Annotated in this window: 16 protein-coding genes and 1 pseudogene; 9 read left to right on the top strand and 8 right to left on the bottom strand. The window is 70.9% G+C overall.

From position 1 onward, the window contains the following. Positions 1 to 2: 2 nt before the first annotated feature. Entirely contained in the window at positions 3 to 722 is a 720-nt protein-coding gene (fabG, locus tag QCN29_RS16700) for a 3-oxoacyl-[acyl-carrier-protein] reductase (protein ID WP_240135785.1), read from the bottom strand. 262 nt (positions 723 to 984) lie between these two features. On the opposite strand from fabG, the gene QCN29_RS16695 reads away from it, so the two are divergent. The 3 genes from QCN29_RS16695 (at position 985) to tyrS (ending at position 5,349) form a co-directional block, all read left to right on the top strand. Continuing rightward, positions 985 to 2,508 carry a TldD/PmbA family protein gene (locus tag QCN29_RS16695; RefSeq protein WP_279928902.1) on the top strand — a complete coding sequence of 508 codons (1,524 nt, stop codon included), beginning with the start codon at positions 985 to 987 and terminating at the stop codon, positions 2,506 to 2,508. An 82-nt stretch (positions 2,509 to 2,590) separates the two neighbouring features. Continuing rightward, positions 2,591 to 3,982 (top strand): metallopeptidase TldD-related protein, encoded by a 1,392-nt coding sequence (locus tag QCN29_RS16690; RefSeq protein ID WP_240135787.1) that lies wholly within the window; start codon positions 2,591 to 2,593, stop codon positions 3,980 to 3,982. A gap of 95 nt (positions 3,983 to 4,077) precedes the next feature. After that, positions 4,078 to 5,349 carry a tyrosine--tRNA ligase gene (gene tyrS, locus QCN29_RS16685; protein WP_279928900.1) on the top strand — a complete coding sequence of 424 codons (1,272 nt, stop codon included), beginning with the start codon at positions 4,078 to 4,080 and terminating at the stop codon, positions 5,347 to 5,349. A 126-nt stretch (positions 5,350 to 5,475) separates the two neighbouring features. Here the strand turns inward: tyrS and QCN29_RS16680 are convergent, their stop codons facing one another. After that, positions 5,476 to 5,751, bottom strand: coding sequence for a GlsB/YeaQ/YmgE family stress response membrane protein (locus QCN29_RS16680; protein ID WP_279928898.1), 276 nt, complete (start codon positions 5,749 to 5,751; stop codon positions 5,476 to 5,478). Positions 5,752 to 6,028: 277 nt separating this feature from the next. Here QCN29_RS16680 and QCN29_RS16675 point away from each other — a divergent pair, with 277 nt between their 5' ends. Next, complete coding sequence (locus tag QCN29_RS16675; protein WP_279928897.1) at positions 6,029 to 6,457, top strand: DUF3099 domain-containing protein; 429 nt, start codon at positions 6,029 to 6,031, stop codon at positions 6,455 to 6,457. 204 nt (positions 6,458 to 6,661) lie between these two features. After that, positions 6,662 to 6,901, top strand: coding sequence for a hypothetical protein (locus QCN29_RS16670; RefSeq protein WP_240135791.1), 240 nt, complete (start codon positions 6,662 to 6,664; stop codon positions 6,899 to 6,901). Here QCN29_RS16670 and moaA read toward each other — a convergent pair. The 3 genes from moaA to QCN29_RS16655 form a co-directional block, all read right to left on the bottom strand. Continuing rightward, positions 6,884 to 7,873 carry a GTP 3',8-cyclase MoaA gene (gene moaA, locus QCN29_RS16665; RefSeq protein ID WP_279928896.1) on the bottom strand — a complete coding sequence of 330 codons (990 nt, stop codon included), beginning with the start codon at positions 7,871 to 7,873 and terminating at the stop codon, positions 6,884 to 6,886. The two genes, QCN29_RS16670 and moaA, sit on opposite strands and share 18 nt — an antisense overlap. A 187-nt stretch (positions 7,874 to 8,060) precedes the next feature. Continuing rightward, entirely contained in the window at positions 8,061 to 9,716 is a 1,656-nt protein-coding gene (locus tag QCN29_RS16660) for a solute symporter family protein (RefSeq protein WP_240135793.1), read from the bottom strand. Beyond that, the gene (locus QCN29_RS16655) at positions 9,713 to 10,096 is read right to left on the bottom strand and encodes a DUF485 domain-containing protein (RefSeq protein ID WP_279928893.1); all 384 of its coding nucleotides are present in this window, start codon (positions 10,094 to 10,096) and stop codon (positions 9,713 to 9,715) included. Before QCN29_RS16655 ends, QCN29_RS16660 begins: the two co-directional genes overlap by 4 nt. A 255-nt stretch (positions 10,097 to 10,351) precedes the next feature. Here QCN29_RS16655 and QCN29_RS16650 point away from each other — a divergent pair, with 255 nt between their 5' ends. Then, entirely contained in the window at positions 10,352 to 11,887 is a 1,536-nt protein-coding gene (locus tag QCN29_RS16650; RefSeq protein WP_279928892.1) for a S8 family peptidase, read from the top strand. Positions 11,888 to 11,972: 85 nt separating this feature from the next. After that, on the top strand, positions 11,973 to 13,415 hold the full coding sequence (locus QCN29_RS16645; RefSeq protein WP_279928890.1) for a CoA transferase: 1,443 nt from the start codon (positions 11,973 to 11,975) through the stop codon (positions 13,413 to 13,415). Between the two features lie 25 nt (positions 13,416 to 13,440). Here QCN29_RS16645 and QCN29_RS16640 read toward each other — a convergent pair whose 3' ends face one another. Further along, positions 13,441 to 14,151: a lysoplasmalogenase gene (locus QCN29_RS16640; protein ID WP_279928889.1), complete on the bottom strand. Its 711-nt coding sequence runs from the start codon at positions 14,149 to 14,151 to the stop codon at positions 13,441 to 13,443. Then, the gene (locus QCN29_RS16635; RefSeq protein WP_279928888.1) at positions 14,148 to 15,062 is read right to left on the bottom strand and encodes a sterol desaturase family protein; all 915 of its coding nucleotides are present in this window, start codon (positions 15,060 to 15,062) and stop codon (positions 14,148 to 14,150) included. Before QCN29_RS16635 ends, QCN29_RS16640 begins: the two co-directional genes overlap by 4 nt. A gap of 170 nt (positions 15,063 to 15,232) precedes the next feature. On the opposite strand from QCN29_RS16635, the gene QCN29_RS16630 reads away from it, so the two are divergent. Beyond that, positions 15,233 to 15,373 carry a hypothetical protein gene (locus QCN29_RS16630; protein ID WP_279928887.1) on the top strand — a complete coding sequence of 47 codons (141 nt, stop codon included), beginning with the start codon at positions 15,233 to 15,235 and terminating at the stop codon, positions 15,371 to 15,373. Between the two features lie 15 nt (positions 15,374 to 15,388). Continuing rightward, positions 15,389 to 15,487, top strand: a pseudogene (locus QCN29_RS37110) (hypothetical protein); the annotation flags it as partial. A gap of 72 nt (positions 15,488 to 15,559) precedes the next feature. On the opposite strand, the gene QCN29_RS16625 reads toward QCN29_RS37110, so the two are convergent. After that, positions 15,560 to 16,267, bottom strand: coding sequence for a VIT1/CCC1 transporter family protein (locus tag QCN29_RS16625; protein WP_279928885.1), 708 nt, complete (start codon positions 16,265 to 16,267; stop codon positions 15,560 to 15,562). Positions 16,268 to 16,280: the final 13 nt, after the last annotated feature.

Genomic DNA, 16,280 nt, shown 5'->3' with positions numbered 1-16,280 from the left:
GATCAGTGACCCATGCCCAATCCGCCGTCAACCGGGATGACGGCTCCAGTGATGTACGAGGCGTCGTCGGAAGCGAGGAACTTCACCGCGGCGGCGATCTCCCCGGGCTCCGCATAGCGCCCGAGCGGCACCTGCGAGACGATGCCCGCGCGCTGCTCGTCGCTGAGCGCCTTGGTCATGTCGGTGTCGACGAAACCGGGCGCGACGACGTTGAAGGTGATGTTCCGCGACCCCAGCTCACGGGCGAGGGACCGGGCGAAGCCGACCAGCCCCGCCTTGGAGGCGGCGTAGTTGGCCTGCCCCGCCGAGCCGAGCAGCCCGACGACGGAGGAGATCAGCACGACGCGGCCCTTGCGGGCGCGCAGCATGCCGCGGTTGGCGCGCTTCACCACGCGGAACGCGCCGGTGAGGTTGGTGTCGAGCACGGAGGTGAAGTCGTCCTCGGACATCCGCATCAGCAGCTGGTCCCTGGTGACGCCGGCGTTGGCCACCAGCACCTCGACGGGACCGTGCTTGTCCTCGATCTCCTTGTAGGCCTGCTCCACCTGCTCGGCGTCGGTGATGTCGCAGCGGACCGGCAGACAGCCGAGCTTGACGAGCTCCTCCGGAGGCTCACCCGACCGGTAGGTGATCGCGACCTGGTCGCCGGCCTCGGCGAATGCGCGGGCGATGGCGAGGCCGATGCCCCGGTTTCCTCCGGTGACGAGAACCGAGCGACTCAACGGATCACCCTTTCGATAGCGGTCTTGATACCGACAGAAACTATCGGTACCGGAGCGTGTACGAGGAATCGGGCCCTGACAGCGCCTTCCTGCGGCGACTGTTGGGTCCCTACAGTCGCCGCGGCACGGTCGGGGAGGCGCGCTGCCGCGGCCGGGCTGCGCAATCCCCGGAAAACAATGGCCGACGTGACGGTGGGCACCGCATGATTCACTGCGGGTTGTAGTCGCCTTGTCGTCGCCCGGTGAGAAGGGGAGGGCCACTGTGCCCCATGAAATCGATCAGTCGTTCCAGGCGCTGCCGCTGCGCGCCCTCGCTGACGCCGCGCTTGCCCGGGCCCGTGCGCTCGGCGCCGAGCATGCCGACTTCCGTTTCGAGCGGGTGCGCAGTGCGGCGTGGCGGCTGCGGGACGCCAAGCCGTCCGGGTCGGCCGACACCACCGACCTCGGGTATGCGGTGCGGGTGGTGCACGGCGGCGCGTGGGGGTTCGCCTCGGGGGTGGACCTGACGATGGACGCGGCCGCCCGGGTCGCGGGCCAGGCGGTGGCCATGGCGAAGCTGTCCGCCAAGGTGATCGCGGCGGCCGGCTCGGACGAAAGGGTGGAGCTCGCCGAGGAGCCGGTGCACGCGGAGAAGACCTGGATCTCCTCGTACGAGATCGACCCCTTCACCGTCCCCGACGAGGACAAGACGGCGCTGCTGGCCGAGTGGAGCGGGCGGCTGCTGCGGGCGGAGGGCGTGGCGCATGTGGACGCCTCCCTGCTGACCGTCCATGAGAACAAGTTCTATGCCGACACCGCGGGGACGGTGACCACCCAGCAGCGGGTGCGGCTGCATCCGCAGCTGACGGCGGTCGCCGTGGACGAGACGACCGGCGAGTTCGACTCGATGCGCACCGTCGCGCCGCCGGTCGGCCGCGGCTGGGAGTATCTGACCGGCACCGGCTGGGACTGGGACGCGGAGCTGGAACGGATCCCCGGGCTGCTGGCGGAGAAGATGCGTGCGCCGAGCGTCGAGGCGGGCCGGTATGACCTGGTGGTCGATCCGTCGAACCTGTGGCTCACCATCCACGAGTCGATCGGCCACGCCACCGAGCTGGACCGGGCGCTGGGCTATGAGGCGGCGTACGCGGGGACCTCCTTCGCCACCTTCGACCAGCTGGGGAAGCTGGCTTACGGCTCCTCGGCCATGAATGTGACGGGCGACAGGACGGCCGAGCACGGGCTCGCGACGATCGGCTACGACGACGAGGGCGTCGAGGCGCAGTCCTGGGACCTGGTCAGGGACGGCACGCTGGTCGGCTACCAGTTGGACCGGCGGATCGCGAGGCTGACGGGCCTCGGCCGCTCCAACGGCTGCGCCTTCGCCGACTCTCCCCGGCATGTGCCGGTGCAGCGGATGGCCAATGTGTCGCTGCAGCCCGATCCCGGGGGGCTGTCGACGGAGGACCTGATCGGGGGCGTGGAGAAAGGGATCTATGTGGTCGGCGACCGTTCGTGGTCGATCGACATGCAGCGCTACAACTTCCAGTTCACCGGGCAGCGGTTCTTCCGCATCGAGAACGGGCGGCTGGCCGGGCAGTTGCGGGACGTCGCGTACCAGGCGACGACGACGGAGTTCTGGGGCTCGATGGAGAAGGTGGGCGGCCCGCAGACGTACGTCCTGGGCGGCGCGTTCAACTGCGGCAAGGCCCAGCCGGGCCAGGTCGCCGCGGTCTCCCACGGCTGCCCGTCGGCCCTGTTCCGGGGCGTGAACATCCTCAACACGACGCAGGAGGCGGGCCGGTGAGCGGGCACCGCGGAACCCGCCGGGGGTCCGGGGGTCGCCCCCCGGGCAAGCACAGTCTCAACACGACGCAGGAGGCCGGCCGATGAGCAGTGTCAGCAAGCCGTACGAGATCGTCGAGCGGGCCCTGGAGTTGTCCACGGCCGACGGCTGCGTGGTGATCGCCGATGAGCACTCCTCGGCGAATCTGCGCTGGGCGGGCAATGCGCTGACCACCAACGGCGTCACCCGCGGGCGCACCGTCACGGTCGTGGCGACCGTCGACGGGGCCGAGGGGGCAGCCTCCGGGGTCGTGTCCCGGTCGGCGGTGACCGCGGACGATCTCGAGCCGCTGGTGCGTGCCGCGGAGGCGGCCGCGCGGGCCGCCGGGCCGGCCGAGGACGCGCAGCCGCTGGTTGCGGGTGTGCCGGCGGCTCCGGACTTCACCGACGCGCCCGCCGAGACGTCGTCCGGCGTGTTCGCGGACTTCGCGCCCGCGCTGGGTGAGGCGTTCGCCCGGGCACGGGCGGGCGGCCGTGAGCTGTACGGGTTCGCCAACCACGAGCTGACCTCGACCTATCTGGGCACCTCGACCGGCATCCGGCTGCGGCACGACCAGCCCAACGGCACGCTGGAGCTGAACGGCAAGAGCCCGGACCGCACCCGTTCCGCGTGGGCTGGCCGTGCCACACGGGACTTCAAGGACGTGGACCCGATCGCGCTGGACGCGGAGCTGGGTGAACGGCTCGGCTGGGCCGAGCGGCGTGTGGAGCTGCCCGCCGGGCGGTACGAGACGCTGCTGCCGCCGACCGCCGTGGCCGATCTGCTGATCTACCAGTTCTGGTCGTCGTCGGCCCGTGACGCGGCGGAGGGCCGTACCGTCTTCTCGAAGGCCGGCGGAGGCACCCGGGTCGGCGAGACCCTGTCCGAGCTGCCGCTCACCCTGCGCAGCGATCCGCACGAGCCGGGTCTGGAGTCCGCGCCGTTCGTGGTCGCGCATGCGTCGGGGGACGACTCGTCGGTCTTTGACAACGGTCTGCCGCTGACGGCGACCGACTGGATCCGGGACGGCGAGCTGTCGCACCTGATCACCACCCGGCACAGCGCGGGGCTGACCGGGCTGCCGGTGACTCCGGCCGTCGGCAATCTGGTGCTGGACGGCGGCGGCGAGCGGTCGCTGGCGGAGATGGCCGCCGGCACGGAGCGGGGACTGCTGCTGACCTGCCTGTGGTACATCCGCGAGGTCGATCCGGCGACGCTGCTGCTGACCGGGCTGACCAGGGACGGCGTCTACCTCGTCGAGAACGGCGAGGTGGTCGGGGAGGTCAACAACTTCCGCTTCAACGAGTCGCCGGTGGATCTGCTGTCGCGGGCCGCGGAGGCCGGGCGGAGCGAGAAGACGCTGCCGCGGGAGTGGGGCGACTACTTCACCCGGGCGGCGATGCCCGCGCTGCGGGTGCCGGACTTCAATATGAGCTCCGTCAGCCAGGGGGTCTGAGCCTTGCAGAGCCCCCCATAGACTGGGCTCGGATCCACGCACACCTGATGTGGTCCACCACTGCGACAGACATCACTCCGAGGAGACCGAGAACCGTGACGGACATCGTCGACGAGCTGAAGTGGCGCGGGCTGTTCGCCCAGTCCACTGACGAGGACGCTTTGCGCAAGGCGCTCGCGGACGGTCCCGTCACGTTCTATTGCGGCTTCGACCCGACGGCGGCGAGCCTGCACGTCGGGCATCTGGTGCAGGTGCTCACCGTCCGCCGGCTCCAGCAGGCCGGGCACAAGCCGCTGGCGCTGGTGGGCGGGGCGACCGGGCAGATCGGCGACCCGCGGCCGACGGCGGAGCGGACGCTGAACGACCCGGAGACCGTCGCGAACTGGGTGACGAGGCTGCGGGCCCAGATCGAGCCCTTCCTGTCCTTCGAGGGCGAGAACGCCGCGGTCATGGTCAACAACCTGGACTGGACCGCGGGGCTGTCCGCGATCGCGTTCCTGCGGGACATCGGCAAGCACTTCCGGGTCAGCAAGATGCTCGCCAAGGACTCCGTCGCCCGCCGTCTGGAGTCCGAACAGGGCATCAGCTACACGGAGTTCAGCTACCAGATCCTGCAGGGCATGGACTTCCTGGAGCTGTACCGGCGCTACGGCTGCACGCTGCAGCAGGGCGGCAGCGACCAGTGGGGCAACCTCACGGCCGGGCTGGATCTGATCCACCGCCTGGAGCCGCATGCGGAGGTGCACGCGCTTGCGACGCCGCTGATGACGAAGTCGGACGGCACCAAGTTCGGCAAGACCGAGGGCGGCGCGGTCTGGCTGGACCCGGAGATGACCACTCCGTACGCGTTCTACCAGTTCTGGCTGAACGTGGATGACCGGGACATTTCCCCCTACATGCGGATCCTCAGCTTCAAGAGCCGAGAGGAGCTCGAGGAGCTGGAGAAGCAGACGGCGGAGCGTCCGCAGGCGCGGGCCGCACAGCGTGCGCTGGCCGAGGAGCTGACGACGCTGGTGCACGGGGCAGACCAGTGCGCGGCCGTCATCGCCGCGTCCAAGGCGCTGTTCGGGCAGGGCGAGCTGGGCGGGCTCGACGAGGCGACGCTGACGGCGGCGCTTTCGGAGGTGCCGCACGCCCGGGTGGCCGAGCTGGCCCCGGTCGTGGACCTGTTCGCGGAGGTCGGCCTGGTGCCGAGCAAGTCCGCCGCGCGCCGCACCGTCAAGGAGGGCGGTGCGTATGTGAACAACGTCAAGATCACCGGCGAGGACGCGGCACCTGCGCAGGAGGACCTCCTCCACGGCCGCTGGCTGGTGCTCCGCCGCGGCAAGAAGAACCTGGCGGCCATCGAGGTGGCCCCGGAGGGCTGACGCGTGCTGACGGGTGCGAACCGCCCCTGACAGGCGGGAGCGGCTGATGGCGGCCGGACGGGCCTCAACCCGTCCGGCCGCCGTCAGCCGTTCAGCCGCGCTGCCCCGCGGTGCTCCGGCCACCGTTCAGACTCTCTCCTTGTGGCCGCGGACCGCCGTGTACGCCATGTCGCCCAGCAGGACGATCACGATTGCGGCGCCGAGCTGCAGCGCATGGCGGCCCCAGTCGACACCGCGGGTCTCGTCGATGCCGAGGCCCATGGCGATCCAGTTGCCGACGATGGCGCCGGCCATGCCGAAGACGGTCGTCAGCCACAGCGGGCTGTGCTGCTTGCCGGGGATGAGCGCCTTGGCTATCAGGCCCAGCACCAGTCCCACGATGATCGCCCACAACCAGCCCATGGCCGCCTCCCTGCACCGCCGCCGGGTGTCGCGCTCTGCGCGAGCACTACGGAGGTCAGTCTCGGATGGTCCGCCGAACAGCGCATGCCGGGCACGCCGTCTGCAGTACTGCGTTCGCCGCGGTTGCGCAGCGCGTACGGTCGACGGGGCCCGGGCCCGGCCTCCTGACCCTGGAGGCCCGGGCGTACCGTGGACACGACGGGACCCCGGAGCGGATACGGCGGGACCCGGGAGCGGCCGGGGAACGGCCGGGCGGGAAAGCGGGTGGTGGAACGTGATGCGGAAGCAGGGCGGAGCGCAGGTCTTCCGGATCACGGGGGCCCGGCAGGGGCTCGCCGAGGATGTGCGCGGCCGTCAACGGCGCTATGTGATCTCCATGTCGGTGCGCACCGTGTCGGTGGTCCTGGCGGCGGCTCTGTGGAACGTGGAGCGCCATGTGGCGATCGTGGCGTTGGTGCTCGGGGCGCTGCTGCCGTATATCGCGGTGGTGATCGCCAATGCGGGCAGGGAGAGCACGCCCTCCCTGCCGTCGAGCTTTGCCGCCGCTCCGCCCCGGCCGATGCTGGGCCCGCCCGAACGGGCGGAACCGGACGACGGGACGGACGGCGCCGACGGCCGGCAGTCTGCCTCGGACGGCGCGGACGCACCTGCCGGGCCTGCGGCGGAGCAGCGGGAGCGCACCGCTCCCGGTGGCGGGCGGAGCTGACCGGGACCGGCCCGGGTGTATGTTGCGGGGCTGCAAAGCTCGGGAAAAGCTCAGATCAATCATGACGTTCCGGTGCACCGCACCCCGTTCCCCGTGACATACTTCCTACGCGCTCCGCATCCCCCGTCGGAGCGACAGACCGACGCCGGGCAGCTCCCCCCGTGGCTGCTCGGCGTCGTTCATGTGCGACATCTGGACACCACAGTGACTGACGAGACACCGATCTGCTCCGCGAAGGGCTGCCGCGCGGCCGCCGTGTGGGTGCTGGCCTGGAACAACCCCAAGCTGCACACCCCCGAGCGGCGCAAGACCTGGCTGGCCTGTGAAGAGCACCGGGAACATCTGTCCCAGTTCCTCGGTTTGCGCGGCTTCCTCAAGGACGTGGTGACCCTGGCGGAGTGGCGCCAGCGGGAGCAGGGCTCCGACTCAGCCGCCGATCGCTGACATCGGACGCTGCGGCTGCAGAAACGCCGGGTCGTCCAGTCCGGAACCGGCCTTCTTGCCCCACATCGCCTGCTTCCATATCGCGGCGACCTCCTCGTCCGGGGCGTCCGAACGCAGTGCGGCCCGCAGATCCGTCTCCTCACGGGCGAACAGGCAGGTGCGGACCTGGCCGTCGGCGGTGAGCCGGGTGCGGTCGCAGGCCCGGCAGAACGGGCGGGTGACGGAGGCGATGACGCCCACCCGGTGCGGTCCGCCGTCAACGACCCAGCGCTCGGCGGGGGCGGAGCCCCGCTCGTCGTCGCCCTCGGGGGTGAGGGTGAAGCGGGTGCGCAGGGACGCCAGGATGTCACCGGCTGTGATCATTCCGTCGCGCTTCCAGCCGTGCTGGGCGTCGAGCGGCATCTGCTCGATGAAACGCAGCTCGTAGTCGTGCTCCATGGCCCAGGCCAGCAGGTCGGGGGCTTCGTCGTCATTGAACCCGGGCATCAGCACCGCGTTGACTTTGACGGGGGTGAGACCGGCGGCGCGCGCCGCGGCGAGGCCCTTCAGGACGTCCTGGTGCCGGTCACGGCGAGTGAGGGTCTTGAAGACATCGGGACGCAGGGTGTCCAGGGAGATATTCACCCGGTCGAGGCCGGCGGTCTTGAGCGCCTCGGCCGTGCGCTGCAGCCCGATGCCGTTGGTGGTCAGGGACATCGTGGGGCGGGGCTCGAGGGCGGCGCACCGCTCCACGATCCCGACGAGGCCCGGCCGCAGCAGCGGCTCACCTCCGGTGAAGCGGACTTCGGTCACACCGAGGTCGGTGACGGCGATACCGATCAGCCGGACGATCTCGTCGTCGGTGAGCAGGTCCGGCTTGGCCAGCCACTGCAGGCCCTCCTCGGGCATGCAGTAGGTGCAGCGCAGATTGCACCGGTCGGTGAGTGAGACCCGCAGGTCGGTGGCGACTCGGCCATAAGTGTCGATGAGCACGGCAGGCCCCCTCCCGGACGGCGTTCCCCCGGATGGCGATCAGGACTCTTTTGAGCCTACGGCACACCTGTGACAACCGAGTGGCGCAATTCTCACGATGAGCGGCACGGCCCTGTCGTAGATCCCTACGACGGGTGTCTGCGACAGGGCCGTGCCGGCGCGTCGGCACTCGCATCGGTGAGGCGCCTCAGTGGGCTCCGATGCCCGTGAGGGACTTGACTTCCAGCTCCGCGTACTTGCCGGTGTCCGGTTCGTCCTTGGACAGCAGGGACCCGAGCCAGCCGAGCAGGAAGCCCAGCGGGATCGAGATGATGCCGGGGTTCGACAGCGGGAACCAGGCGAAGTCGGCGTCCGGGAACATCGAGGACGCCTTGCCGGAGACGACCGGCGAGAACAGCACCAGGGTCACGGAGGCGGTCAGGCCGCCGTAGATCGACCAGAGCGCTCCCCGGGTGGTGAACCTCTTCCAGAAGAGGCTGTAGAGGATGGTGGGCAGATTGGCGGAGGCCGCGACCGCGAAGGCGAGGGCGACCAGGCCGGCGACGTTCAGATCGCGGGCCATGGCGCCCAGCGCGATGGAGACGACCCCGATGAAGACGGTCGCCCAGCGGGCCGCACGGACCTCCTCCTTCTCATCGGCCTGTCCCTTGCGGATCACGTTGGCGTAGATGTCGTGCGCGAAGGACGAGGAGGAGGCGAGGGTGAGGCCGGCGACCACGGCGAGGATGGTGGCGAAGGCGACCGCCGAGATCACGGCGAGCAGGATCGCGCCGCCTGCCGAGTCGACCCCGCCGACGTGCAGGGCGAGCAGCGGGGCCGCGGTGTTGCCCGCCGGGTTGGACGCCTTGATCTCCTCGGGACCGACGAGCGCCGCGGCGCCGAAGCCGAGGGCGATGGTCATCAGGTAGAAGGCGCCGATGATGCCGATGGCCCAGTTGACGGATTTCCGGGCGGCCTGGGCGGTGGGCACGGTGTAGAAGCGGATGAGGATGTGCGGCAGGCCCGCGGTGCCCAGGACGAGGGCGATGCCCAGGGAGAGGAAGTCCAGCTTCGTCATGCCGTCCACGCCGTACTTCAGACCCGGCTCCAGGAACTGCGCGCCCCGGCCGCTGCGTTCGGCGGCGGTGCCGAGCAGCTGGGAGACGTTGAAGTCGAACTTCCACAGCACCAGGAAGGTGATGAGAAGGGTGCCCGCGATGAGCAGGACGGCCTTGACCATCTGCACCCAGGTGGTGCCCTTCATTCCACCGATGGTGACGTAGAGGATCATCAGTACGCCGACCAGCGCCACGATCGCGATCTTTCCGCCGTCGCTGGTGATGCCGAGCAGCAGGGAGACCAGGACGCCCGCCCCGGCCATCTGGGCGAGCAGATAGAAGATCGAGACGACGATGGTGGACGTGCCCGCGGCGGTGCGCACGGGCCGCTGGCGCATCCGGTAGGCGAGGACGTCGCCCATGGTGAATCGGCCGGAGTTGCGCAGCGGTTCCGCGACCAGCAGCAGGGCGACCAGCCAGGCGACCAGGAAGCCGATGGAGTAGAGGAAGCCGTCGTATCCGTACAGGGCGATGGCGCCGGCGATGCCGAGGAAGGACGCGGCGGACATATAGTCGCCGGAGATCGCCAGACCGTTCTGGAAGCCGGTGAACTGGCGTCCGCCGGCGTAGAAGTCGGCGGCGTCCTTGGTCTGACGGCCGGCCCAGACCGTGATGAAGAGGGTCGCGATCACAAAGGCGGCGAACAGCGAGATGATCAGACCCCGGTGCTCGGAGGTGGCGCTGGAGGCGCCCAGATGGAGCGTCGCATCGCCGGAGGCCGCCAGCTGGTGGAGCGTGTCGGTCATGCGCCGGCCTCCATGCGGGACTCGGCCGCCATACGGGATCTGATGGCCTGGGCCTTCGGGTCAAGCTTGGCCGCGGCATGCCGCGAGTACAGCCAGGCGATCAGGAATGTGGTGGCGAACTGGGCGAGGCCGAAGACCAGGGCGACGTTGACGTTGCCGAAGACCTTCGTGCCCATGAATCCGCCGGCGTAGTTCGACAGCAGGACGTAGAGCAGGTACCAGACGGTGAAACCGACCGTCAGCGGAAAGGCGAAGGAACGGTAGGTGCGGCGCAGCTCGCCGAACTGAGCGCTCTGCTGCACCTCGACGAACGCCTCCGTCGTGGGCTGAACGGCGCCGGCGTCCGTGCCGGCTCGGGGCGGCGGTGCATCGGTGGCCACGGAATCTCCTCGCGACGCGGGTGCGGTGGGGACGGACAAGGGGGACCTCACGGTGGGGGGTGGGGTGATGTCTCTCGTCCCCCTGTCAACGGCACGGAGAGCGAAGAGAACCGGTTCAGCACCGGTCTTTTTGTTACCGGTTTCCGCCGTAAGTCATTGATGCGCGGGCGTGATCGGCGATAGCTTCCTTCGTCATGTACCCGCCCATTCGCACAGGGGTGTCTGGGCGGTTCTGACCGATGATGTGGAGAACCCATGGCTCATCTGGGATCCAGGCGGCGGCGCGCACTCGCGCTCCCCGTCGGCCTGGCGCTCACGGCCTCACTCGGCTTCCTCCCCACCAGCGCGGCGACCGCCGCCCCGGTGGACGAGACATCGCCCGCGGCGGTGTCGACCTCCGGCGAGAAACTGTCGTACGTCGTGAACGTGAAGCGCGGATACGGCGTGGCCAAGTCCGTGAAGAAGGCGATATCCAAGGCCGGCGGAACGGTGGTGTACGCCTACGACCAGATCGGCGTCATCGTCGTCCACTCGCAGAACCCGGACTTCGCCGAGACGATCCGCAAGACCAGGGGGGTCGAGTCGGCGGGCGCCACGCGCACCGCGCCGCTGGAGTCCGCGGGGGACACGGCCATCGAGGCCGAGCAGCCGCTGAGCGCGCAGGAGGCCGAGGAGGCGGCGGCGAAGGCCGAGGACGGCCAGGACCCGCTGGAGCCCCTGCAGTGGGACCTGCCCGCCATCAAGGCGGACCAGGCGCACAAGAAGACGCTGGGCAGCAGCAGGGTGACGGTCGCCGTCATCGACACCGGCGTGGACGACACCCACCCTGACCTGGCGCCCAACTTCGACCGCAAGGCTTCCGTGAGCTGTGTCGGCGGGGTGCCGAACACGGCCGACGGCGCCTGGCGTCCGGGCCCCGACGAGTCCGACCACGGCACCCATGTCGCGGGCACGATCGCCGCCGCGAAGAACGACTACGGCATCACGGGCGTCGCCCCGGGTGTGAAGGTCTCCGGCATCAAGGTCTCCCAGCCGGACGGCTTCTTCTACACGGAGGCCGTGGTCTGTGGCTTCGTCTGGGCCGCCGAACACGGCGTGGACGTCACCAACAACAGCTACTACACCGACCCGTGGCTGTTCAACTGCAAGAACGACGAGGACCAGAAGGCCCTGGTCGAGGCGGTCTCCCGGGCCGCGCGGTACGCCGAGCGCAAGGGCGCGGTGAATGTCGCCGCGGCCGGCAACTCCCGTATGGACCTGGCGGCCGACGAGCTGACCGACACCACCAGCCCCAACGACACCACCCCGACCGAGCGGATCATCAACCCGCGTGAGTGCCTGGACATCCCGACCCAGATCCCGGGGGTCGTGACGGTGTCCGCGCTGGGTGCGAAGGACCTCAAGGCGTCGTACTCCAACTACGGCAACGGCGTCATCGACATCTCCGCTCCGGGCGGCGACCGGACCCAGTACCAGCCGCCGGAGGCCCCGGCCACCAACGGTCTGATCCTGTCCACGCTGCCGGGCGGCGGCTTCGGCTACAAGGCCGGCACGTCGATGGCCTCGCCGCATGTCGCGGGCGTCGCTGCGCTGATCAAGTCGAAGCACCCGTATGCCACACCGGGGATCGTGAAGACGCTGCTGTCGCTCCAGGCGGACGACAAGGCGTGCACCAACCCGTACGACATCAACGCCGACGGCACCGTCGACGCGGTGTGCGAGGGAAGCACGTTCAAGAACGGCTTCTACGGCTCCGGCATCGTGGACGCGCTGGACGCGGTGCGCTGGTAGCACCCCGTCAGGACACGGGCCGGGCGCGGCATTCGCGCCCGGCCCTTCCGTATGCCGGGGTGGCACGGGGTGCCATAGTGCGTGCATGACTGACACTTCTGGCGCATCGGCGCGTGCGAGGGGTACGGCTCGGGTATGGGAGGCGCTCGGCGGGGATCCCGCACTGCTGAGCCGGGTCCGGTACGGAGGCGAGGGGGCGCTGCCGTCGGCGCTGCCGGTCATGGAGCTGGCGCGGGCGGCCGTGGCCGGCTGCTCGCTGGCCGCCGCGGAGTTCGCCGCACGGCGCCGGGAGGGCGGCTCCGTACCGGGTGTGCGGGTGGACGACGGCGCGGTGACGGCCGCGTTCCTCAGCGACCGGCTGGTCCGGGTGGACGGCGCCGCCCCGACGACCTTCGCCCCGCTGTCGCGGTTCTGGCGGACGGCCGACGGCTGGGTCCGTACGCATGCGAACTACCCTCACCACCGGGCGCGGCTGCTGGCGGCGCTGGGCCTGCCGGACCGGGCGGGCGCGAACGCGGATGCGGAGGCGGAGGCCGTTGCGGCGGAGCTGGCTGTACGGCGGGCGCTGGAGGTCGAGGAGACCGTGTACGCGGCGGGCGGGCTGGCCGTCGCCGTGCGCAGCCCGGAGGAGTGGGCGGCGCACGAGCAGGGGGCGCTGTCCGCGAAGCATCCGCTGCTGACGGTCGAACGGCTGGGCGGCGGGCCGCGGCGGAGTCCGGCGGGTCCGGCGGGTCCGGCGGACGGGACGCCGTCACCGGCCGCGGGGCTGCGGGTGCTGGACCTGACCCGCGTCCTGGCCGGGCCCATCGCGACCCGCACACTGGCGCTGCTCGGCGCGGACGTGCTGCGCGTCGACGACCCCGGGCTCGCCGAATCCCAGGACGTCTACGACGACACGGGCCTGGGGAAGCGGTCCACGCTGCTCGATCTGCGCGGGAGCGGCGGTGACCGCCGGGTCTTCGAGGAGCTGCTGGCACGGGCGGACGTGGTGGTGCTGGGCTATCGGCCCGGCGCGCTGGAGCAGTTGCCCGGACTGTCCCCGGAAGAGCTGGCCGCACGCCACCCCGGCCTGGTGATCGGCCGGCTGTCCGCGTGGGGCCGGTACGGGCCGTGGGCCGCACGGCGCGGTTTCGACAGCCTGGTGCAGGCGGCGACGGGCATCGCCGTGACCGAGGCCGCGGGCGAAGACGCCCCCGGGGCGCTGCCGACGCAGGCCCTGGACCATGCGACGGGCTATCTGCTGGCGGCGGGCGTCCTGCGGGCGCTGACGGACCGGTGCGAGGAGGGCGGCGCGCGCCTGGTGGACGTGGCGCTGGCCCGTACGGCGGCGTGGCTGACGCAGGGCCTGGAGAAGGACGCGCCGCGTCAGGAGCCGCTGCCGTACGACCCGGAGCCCTGGATCACCGAGACGGACAGCCCGAGGGGCCGGCTGCGCCACGCCCTGCCGCCGGTGCTGCTCGACGGCGGCCCGTCGAACTGGGCCCGCCCGTCGGGCCGGTGGGGCGTGGATACGCCGGAGTGGCTCTGACCGCTGAACGACCTGCGGGCGGTGGTCAGCCCTGTGGCCGCCGTCGGGCCGCCAGCACCCCCACCGTCAGCATCAGCTGGGCCACACCGTAGGTGAGCATGATCCACAGGTCGGGCGCGGGCAGCTGGGGCCACTCGGCCACACCCGTCGCGATGAGGGTGTCGGAGAGCAGGAAGAGCGCCCCGCCCGCGCCCGCGAGCAGTCCGAGCGTGCTCGCCCGCCACGCCATGGCAGTGAGCAGCAGTGAGTATCCGGCTACGGGGACGCGCAGTTCGCCGGGCAGGTCGGGCCAGAGGAAGGCGACGGTGACGACGAGGGCGGCGGCGTACCCGGCTGCCAGTGCCGGTGTCGCCGGGGTGCGGCGGGCGTGCGGGCGGAACAGCAGCAGGTAGCAGACGTGGCCGGCGGCGAAGGAGGCCATGCCGACGAGGAAGGCCCAGTCCGCCTCGCCGAGCAGGAACACATCGCCGCCCCAGCCGAACAGCAGGGCCGCGATCAGGAGCGGGGGCGCGTGGCGGGCGGCCGCGTATCCGGCGAGGAGCGGCATGAGGAGCGGTTTGGCGGCGGTGTGGCCCGTGCCGTATCCCAGAGCCAGCGAGAGCAGATCGGCGGCGAGGGCGACCAGGAAGGCGGTGAGCAGCAGCCGGGCGACTGACTCCCGTGTGCCGCCGGCGGCCCCGGCCAGGGGGGCGGCGGCGTCCGGCCGACGGGTCGGCGAGAGCCCGTGCGCGTTCATGCGACCCGCTCCGGGGCCGCTGCCGCCCGGCTGCCGCCGTCCTGCGCCGCGGGCGGTGCGGGCTCCGGATCCGCGGGGGTCGGCTGGGGCTGCCAGCCCGGCCCGCGGAAGAGCCGCCCGCCGCGCTCGCGCCAGCTGCGTGCGGCCTTCAGATCACGGGCGATGGCCGCGTACTCATGGGTGGCGACCCGCAGCGGGTTGTAGGTGTCGATGTTCTTGGTGAGTCCGTAGACGGGGCGCTCGGTCTCGGGGGTGAAGGAGCCGAAGAGCCGGTCCCAGACGATCAGGATTCCGCCGAAGTTCCGGTCGAGGTAGCCGCCTTGGGAGGCGTGGTGCACCCGGTGGTGGGAGGGCGTGTTCAGTAGGTACTCGAAGGGCCGCGGCAGCTTGTCGATCCTTTCGGTGTGCACCCAGAACTGGTACACGAGGTTGGCCGAGGAGCAGAACGCCAGGGCCGCGGGGTGCATGCCGCAGGCGATGAGCGGCAGATAGAACGGCCAGACGGTCAGCGAGGTCCACGGCTGGCGCAGCGCGGTGGTGAGGTTGAACTTCCGGCTGGAGTGGTGGACGACATGGCAGGCCCACAGGATGCGGATGACGTGGTGTCCGCGGTGCGACCAGTAGTAGAAGAAGTCCTGGGCGAGCAGCATCAGCGGGATGGTCCACCACAGGACGGGCACCCGGGCGGGGGTCAGTTCATAGACGGCCGTGTAGATCGCGACGATGGGGATCTTCCACAGCAGATCAAAGCCGAGACTGCCGAGCCCCATGGTGACGCTGGTGGCGGCGTCCTTCGTTTCGTACCCGGCGGCGTCCTCGTCGGGGTGGAGGCGGCAGCTCACCATCTCGACCACGGTGAGCAGCACGAAGGCGGGTATCGACCACAGCACGACATCGGGCAGGTTCGGCATGCGTGCACCGTAGAGGCGGGTGCGGGGCTGCGACTAGAGGTTGTTACCGACAAGTATGCGAGACGATCTGTCAGCGAGTTTTGGCGACTTCCGCCAACAGGGGCGTTCTGCGGCGCATACGATCACCGCGGGAAGCGCGTCCGGGGAGACCAACCGGCGGGCCAACTGCCGTGCAGAGCCTGGAAGTCGTCATCGCCCGTCTCGCCGGCACGGTGCTGAGCACGGCGGTCAAGCCCCTTCTCGCGCCGCGCCCCCTCCCCCGGCCCGCCTCACCCGACAGACTGGCGAAGGCGCTGTCCGCGCGGCTGTAGGAGTCGTACGCCGCACTGCCGGAGCATGAGCGGCTGGCGGCGGTGGACGCGGTGCGGGACGGCTTCGCCGCGGCGGGCGCGATCGACGCGGAACGGCTCTTCCGGCTGGACCTGGACCCGCGACGCGGCTCTCGACATGCTGCTCACGGGCCTGGAGCCCTTCGCCCCCGGACGGATCGTCATTCACTAGACCCCCGCCGCCCCCAGCAGCGACCCCACCGCGTACGTCACCGCCATCGCCAGCGCTCCCCCGCCCACGACCCGCACCACGGCACGTCCGGGAGACGCGGCCCCCAGCCGGGCGCTCCACCAGCCCGTGAGGGCGAGGGCGGCGAGGACCGACAGGACCGTGACGTACACGCGCTCCGAAGCCGGCGGGAGGACCATGGCCAGCAGCGGCAGCAGCGCGCCCGCCGTGAAGGCGAAGAAGCTGGCGGCCGCGGCATGCCAGGGGTTGGTCAACTGGTCGGGGTCGATGCCCAGTTCGACGCGGGCGTGGGCGCGCAGCGCATCGCTGGCGGTGAGCTGCTCCGCCGCCTCCCGGGCCACGTCCTCGCTCAGTCCGCGGTCCTTGAGCAGCCCGGTCAGCTCGTCGAGCTCTTCCTCCGGCTGGTCGCGCAGCTCCCGGCGCTCCACCGCGAGTGCCGCCTTCTCCGAGTCGCGTTGGGTGGAGACGGAGACGTACTCGCCGGCCGCCATCGACATGGAGCCCGCGAGGAGCCCCGCGAGCCCCGCGGTCAGCAGCGTGGAGCGGTCGGTGGTCGCCCCGGCGACGCCGACGACGAGGCCCGCGGTGGAGACGATGCCGTCGTTCGCCCCGAGCACGGCGGCGCGCAGCCAGTTGAGCCGGGCGCCCAACGCCCCATGGGCTTCTGCGTGGGTGGGTTCGGTCACGTGGGGAGGTTCT

Origin of the sequence: Streptomyces chengmaiensis (assembly GCF_029846775.1) — a bacterium.
Lineage (GTDB): Bacteria > Actinomycetota > Actinomycetes > Streptomycetales > Streptomycetaceae > Streptomyces > Streptomyces chengmaiensis.
The sequence above is the reverse complement of the archived record's forward strand: the minus strand, read 5'-3'. Positions and strand labels throughout refer to the sequence as shown.